Annotated in this window: 4 protein-coding genes; all 4 read right to left on the bottom strand. The window is 55.9% G+C overall.

The window, feature by feature from the left end:
* Positions 1-72: 72 nt before the first annotated feature.
* A complete protein-coding gene (locus VAE57_RS04650) occupies positions 73-882 on the bottom strand; it encodes an SAF domain-containing protein (protein ID WP_322820735.1) in 810 nt (269 codons plus the stop codon).
* Between the two features lie 24 nt (positions 883-906).
* The gene (locus VAE57_RS04645) at positions 907-1,419 is read right to left on the bottom strand and encodes a hypothetical protein (protein ID WP_322820734.1); all 513 of its coding nucleotides are present in this window, start codon (positions 1,417-1,419) and stop codon (positions 907-909) included.
* 9 nt (positions 1,420-1,428) lie between these two features.
* On the bottom strand, positions 1,429-1,839 hold the full coding sequence (locus tag VAE57_RS04640) for a TadE family protein (RefSeq protein WP_322820733.1): 411 nt from the start codon (positions 1,837-1,839) through the stop codon (positions 1,429-1,431).
* Positions 1,840-2,226: 387 nt separating this feature from the next.
* Positions 2,227-5,709 (bottom strand): SdrD B-like domain-containing protein (locus VAE57_RS04635; protein WP_322820732.1); only part of this gene is annotated, 3,483 nt, incomplete at its 5' end.

The raw sequence follows: 5,709 nt of genomic DNA, 5'->3' as shown, positions 1-5,709 counted from the left end.
GGCCAGGGGTGAGGGCGTTTACCTCATCTCCATGCGTCTGCACTCTCACATCCTGTACACCCCCGCAACCGTTCACGGTTGTACATCATCTACCGCTAGTGCCGGCGCAACCAATTCCTCAACCGTAATCTGACCAATGTCCAGTCGATCCAACGCCGGCAAGATCGGAGAGTCACTGCCGTAGCGTTCACCCCACAAAGGCAGACCGGCAGCCTGTACGGCCTGGATCACGTGTGACTGGTACGGCGTCAGTTCCAGATATGCAATGCCTGCCTCTCCATCCACGTAGAGCACTCGTGCACCGCTGAGCAAACGACACGCATACGGTCGTGGCTGCAACGGTGAGGCTGGCGGATTCACGGTTGGCTCGCGCCCTTCGGCTGCCTGCCGTGCCTGATCACAAACATCGGGCGACCCATTCGGATCGCTAAAGCCAATATTGATCCGATCACGATGGGTGAGCGGGCCAATCGTCTCGGTGCTGAACGGCACCGCAACCATCCCCGACGTCAACGCCTCACCGTTCGGGTAGACCGGCTGGGTCGGTGCATGCTCCATCAACATCGAGGGCTGAAGCAGATCGTTCGCGGCAAGATGACGGGCTGCATACTGCCCGACGGCCAATGCCGGCGAGCTAATGCCGGTCAATTGCACCGGACGATGACGGGGAAGCAGAACAACTGCAAGATCATCGGCACTGATTTGCTGTCCATACGGCACATCCCGCGCCAGAATCACCACCGGTTCACTACGACTTGCCTCCATAAAAGCAATCACGGTAAAAACAGCCGTGATCAGCAAACCCAGACCGATGAGAATCGCCGGTAGGGGATTGCTGCGCCGGCGGCTCAGCGCCTGATGAAGCGTACCAATTGCAGACATGCGAGTGCTCCTTTCATTGCAAGGTTAAGGCCGACTCAGGCGATCAATCGTGTCAGCGGCCCGAATACGCGGGCGAATCTCTCCTAAACCAAACAGGCCGTGCAGGGTTGGTTGCACTTCAGCACAGAGCAGTGGAGTAGAGCTGGTCACATACGCACACGTCCCTCCTTGTGGTAACACTGTCCAGCGCACAGCCGCAGCCAGTTTGTCTGGATCATGACCATCCAGCCGCGCAGTCCGCAGGTTGGCGATCAAAAATTGATGTGCTACGTTGACAATGGCCGCACAATGACCGGGATTCGTGACGGTCACCGCCTGACAGGTGCGGTGACCGCGTAGCGATTGCGTGTTACGGGCCAGCATCGCGTAATCGAGGTGTTGCACAGCCGAGCGCGTTGCCTGCTGAAGTGCATCTTCAAGCAGCGCCACGTTAAGCCAGAGGTTAGCGACCTCAATCACCACCAGAATGAAGAGTGTCAGCGCTGGCAACATCAGCGCCAGAATCGGTAATGCCTGCCCGTGATGACGGTGCCACATACACCTCTCCTACTGTTGATCGCGCTCAGCAGCCCGTGTGGCGCTGGCTCGTACCACCATGTCCTCGCTAAAAGGAAGCAATGCCGTTGGTGCCCAGAGTGAGGCCCGGTAGCGCACCTCAACTGTGATCGGGTCGTAGCGCCGGCACGGTCGGCGTGGACACGAAATGACAACCTCACTTGCCGATACGTCAATACCGAGGCTTCCGTGCAGTGACTGCCGGGCTGCGAGTTCAGTTGCGGTGCGATCACCTCCGGTCAGGGCAGCCTGATGCACTGCCGCACGTACCGCTTGATTGACGGCATAATGAATGAGCAGAATTTGCCCCACCGTAAAAAGACCTATAACCAGTGTGAGTAAGATCGGGAGGGCCAGTGCCATCTCGATCAGTGTCTGTCCCGGCGGACGATAGTGTTTCATCGCGTGCTCCTTTTCTCAACTAGTTGCAGGCAGTGAAACGCTTTATTGCGTGGCCTGAAACCAGCCTGTACCAACTGTCTGGCTTGCCAGGCTGGTACTGGCGGCGCGTTAGTGCTCGATCCGGTCCTGAAACCAGCCTGTGCCAACTGTCTGTCATGTTGGGCTTTGTTCATCTGATGACACCCTTACCGGTGGCGAACGGCTGTACCTGCCAGACTCCTCCGGTTTCGCCGGACACACATTCTGCCTGCGATTCATCGCTTAATCCTCCGGTCTTGACCGGCTGGGTTTTGTGAGCAGATGACATATCTCCACCGGTAGCGAACGGCTGTACCTGCCAGGCTCCTCCGGTTTCGCCGGACACACATTCTGCCCGCGATTCATCGCTCAACTCCCCGGCCCAACCAGTGATCGCGGTGCCAGCAGGGTGATGTCAATCTGTTCGGACACGATCTGGCGTGCTGGATCAGGCAGTGGTGCCACCGGAATGGGGGGTAGCGGTACGCCACCGATACTGCCCGGTGCCTGATTGATAATCTGCACCTCAAGTTCCACCTGGATCGTCAGCCGCGCCCGGTTTATCTGGTCGGTGGCGTACAGATAGACATCAGAGCGCATGGGCGGTATCGGAGGTCTGCTCCAGTAGAGATGGACCTGATCATCAAGATCACGTTCTCGAATAGTGGCTGCACTGAGTTGTTCCCGACTTTCCCCACCGAGATAGCGATACACACAGCCACTGAGCAGTTTTGGCGTCAGCAGCGGTCGCGCCCCCGGACGGCAACCGGTGATACCACGGCTATCAGCGGCTCGCGGATCGAAGCGCTGACCATCCATTTCAACTTCAGTCAGGCTCCAGCCGACCACGCGCACCTGATAGGCGTAGGGCCACGGTAATGGTTCATCACTGAATTGCAAATTGGTCAGTTGGGGCGTCAGATCGAGCACTTCGCCAGTCGGCCATGCAATAGCAGCATCTTCAGAGAGGTAAACACCGTTGGTCTGACTGCCATCGCGTGCCGCCGGGTCCAGGGTCGAGCGAATGGCAACCCTCAGATCGCCGGTTGCAGTACCGATGGTAGTCGGTGGTGGGACAACGTTGATGTTCAACGAAGCTACATTGTCAACTGGATCATCGGCAGGTGTCAGCGTAGCAATACGTGCTGTTGCCGGCAAGACTGTACCCGCCGGAACGCGAGTCTGCACGACGACCTCAATCCTTGCCGCAGTTTGCCCTGCCAGCGTTCCCAGATCCCATCGCAGCAAACGCCCTTGTTGGGTTGTGGGTGTACGACTGGCACCGACCAATTGCACATCGGACGGCAACTCAAATTCAAGCACGGTGTTGGCTGCCGGTCGCGTTTGGGCTGGACGGCGTCGGTAGAGGTTGCCATAATCAATCGTGTAGGCAAATATGCTGCCCTGGCCGACAATGCTGGTCGGCGCACGGAGCAGGACAAACGGATTTGGACGGACAACAGCTATGGTTGCGCTGGCCTGATTGTCCTGCTGATCAACAATTCGTTCCGGGGTTATCGTACTAATCGATGCCTGCACACTCAACTGATCAATGGTTGGTGTGGCTGGTACTTCCATATCCAGCCGCAGCTCACCACTGGCCGCAGGCACCAGATCACCGAGCGCACAAAGCAATTGATTCCCCTGCTGCTGGCATCCGTTCGGTGGCGTGGAGAGCTTCACTGCTGCTGGCAAGAGTACAGTAATCGTTGTCTGACGTGCCAAACCATTACCGCGATTCTGATAGCCAATCAACAGATGGACCGGTTCACCTGCTGCCGTCGGAGCTGGCACGAAGGTCAAACGAATTGCTGGATTTGGCCGTAGATAAGCAGTACTCGCCATCGCCGAATTATCGGTTAGAGAGTCGCCCGCCGTTGTTGTCGTTACTGTCGCCCGGTTATCAAGTCGGCTGGCTGCGTCTGGTCGCGGGCGGGCCTGAAAACTGATGATTGCTTCCTGCTGTGGTGCCAGGCTGCTCATCACACAGCGGAGTGTCCGCTCTGCTCCCGCATAGCGACACGCTCCCGCCGGTGCCTGCAACAAACTGACAAAATCAACCTGATCTGGCAACCGATCGGCAATTGTTACCTGTGACGCCGTTGCACTACCACGATTCGCGACCCGCAGGGTGTAGAGGATCATGTCGCTACTAAGCACTGTTGCCGGTGCAGTTTTAGAAATGCTAACCTCGGCGCGAGTCAGGCGAGTAAACTGTGTAGAGCTATTGTTTGTTGTGTTTGTGTCAGCCGGTCGGGAACTAATAACAGCAGTAGCAGCAACGGTCTGGCTCAGATTGCTGCCAATCGTTGTTGGGGCACGTACCCGCGCTTCAATCCTACCGTTACTATTCGGATTCAGTTGTCCAATCTGCCAGACCAGCGTTGATCCCTGCTGTTGAACCGGCATACTGGCACTAATCAACTTCACTCCGCCCGGTAATGTCATTTGGAGAACCACATTTGTTGCTGCAACCTGACCGGTATGGCGATAAAAGATGGTGTAGTGAAGTTCGTCGCCAACTACGACTTCAGCAGGTGCATTCAGCTCTACGCTGAGATCCATCGCCGCCTGATTCGTCATCAGGCCGACATCAATATCTGTTTGTGTTACACCGTGATTGATAGCTATTACTTGACTGAAACCACTACGTTCATCAATATCACTGTCGAGCCGTGCATTTCCGCCACGGCCTGCCGGCGCAAAGGTATAACCTTCAGGTGAAGTCACAAACAAGCGATACTGACCAGGTTCGAGGTTGGTAAACGTGTAGCGCCCCTGGGCATCACTGGAAGTTGTGCGGGGATAGCTGTGTACGACAGGTGAAGAGCCGGGTAGATGTTCCAGCCGGATCATCACACCGGCAAGTCCAGGCTCATTGGCGTCTTGTATGCCATTACGATTGAGATCATGCCAGACTCGATCACCAATGGTAGCCGGACGAAATTGCCGGGTAAGCCCAATATCGACATACTGAACCCGTTCACTGCGCACCGGCATCATCAGCGCATTACCGGTCACGCCGTTTCCGGCATGACGACCGGCAAACTCAACCACGCCGAAGACGGGATGGGCATCGCTATCGAGGGTTGCAGGACCGGCACGTTGTGGCGAATAGGTCATCCCGGCCAGCGGCTGACCACTCAGGAATTGATTCGGAGCCACACGCACATGCAATGCCCGGTTGGGTGGCACGGCAACGGTATAGCTGCCGTTAGAAGCCGTTACCACGTGACCAAGCGGCAAGGATTGACCGGGTTCAAAAACCTCAAGCCGTATACCACTCAATGGTGGTTCACCCGCTTCACGAATGCCATTCCCGTTAAGGTCATGCCAGAGTTGTCCACTGATAAATGCATACGTGCAGAGAAGTTCGAGATCACCGAGCGCCGCTGACTTATTACTACCAGACGGAATCAGGGTAATCGCACGGAATGGATGCGGCTGATTAGAGGTATACAACATCAGCCCTGATGCATTGTCACCCAGCAACGATGTCGCCACGATTGTCTCGGTTCCATCAGGGTTTGGGATAGCCAGTAAGCTACCCATGTGATTTTCAACATGCGCTGGATCATCGCTTTCAGGATATCCATGCAAGTGGTCATTCACCCAGTCAGCCAGATTTGCGGAGAGTCTTCTACTCGAGTCACGGATATGCACCTGATCAAGACGATTGGTGCCTGATAATTGCAGTATCCATCTACCGCCACTAAACCGATAATTAAGAGTATCTCCCTGGGACGTTGCAGTATAGTGACCTTGCGGTGGTTCACCAAAGAAGACTAAATCACCAACTCGATCACGTAATCCGAGACGCATAAACTGACCATCAGGACTGAATTCAATATC

It is taken from the genome of Chloroflexus sp., from assembly GCF_034434295.1.
Lineage (GTDB): Bacteria > Chloroflexota > Chloroflexia > Chloroflexales > Chloroflexaceae > Chloroflexus.
The sequence above is the reverse complement of the archived record's forward strand: the minus strand, read 5'-3'. Positions and strand labels throughout refer to the sequence as shown.

What these genes read in the sequence shown, in the direction of transcription:
- VAE57_RS04650 (WP_322820735.1), bottom strand. Translation starts at nt 882, where the DNA reads ATGTCTGCAATTGGTACGCTTCATCAGGCGCTGAGCCGCCGGCGCAGC.
- VAE57_RS04640 (WP_322820733.1), bottom strand. Translation starts at nt 1,839, where the DNA reads ATGAAACACTATCGTCCGCCGGGACAGACACTGATCGAGATGGCACTG.
- VAE57_RS04645 (WP_322820734.1), bottom strand. Translation starts at nt 1,419, where the DNA reads ATGTGGCACCGTCATCACGGGCAGGCATTACCGATTCTGGCGCTGATG.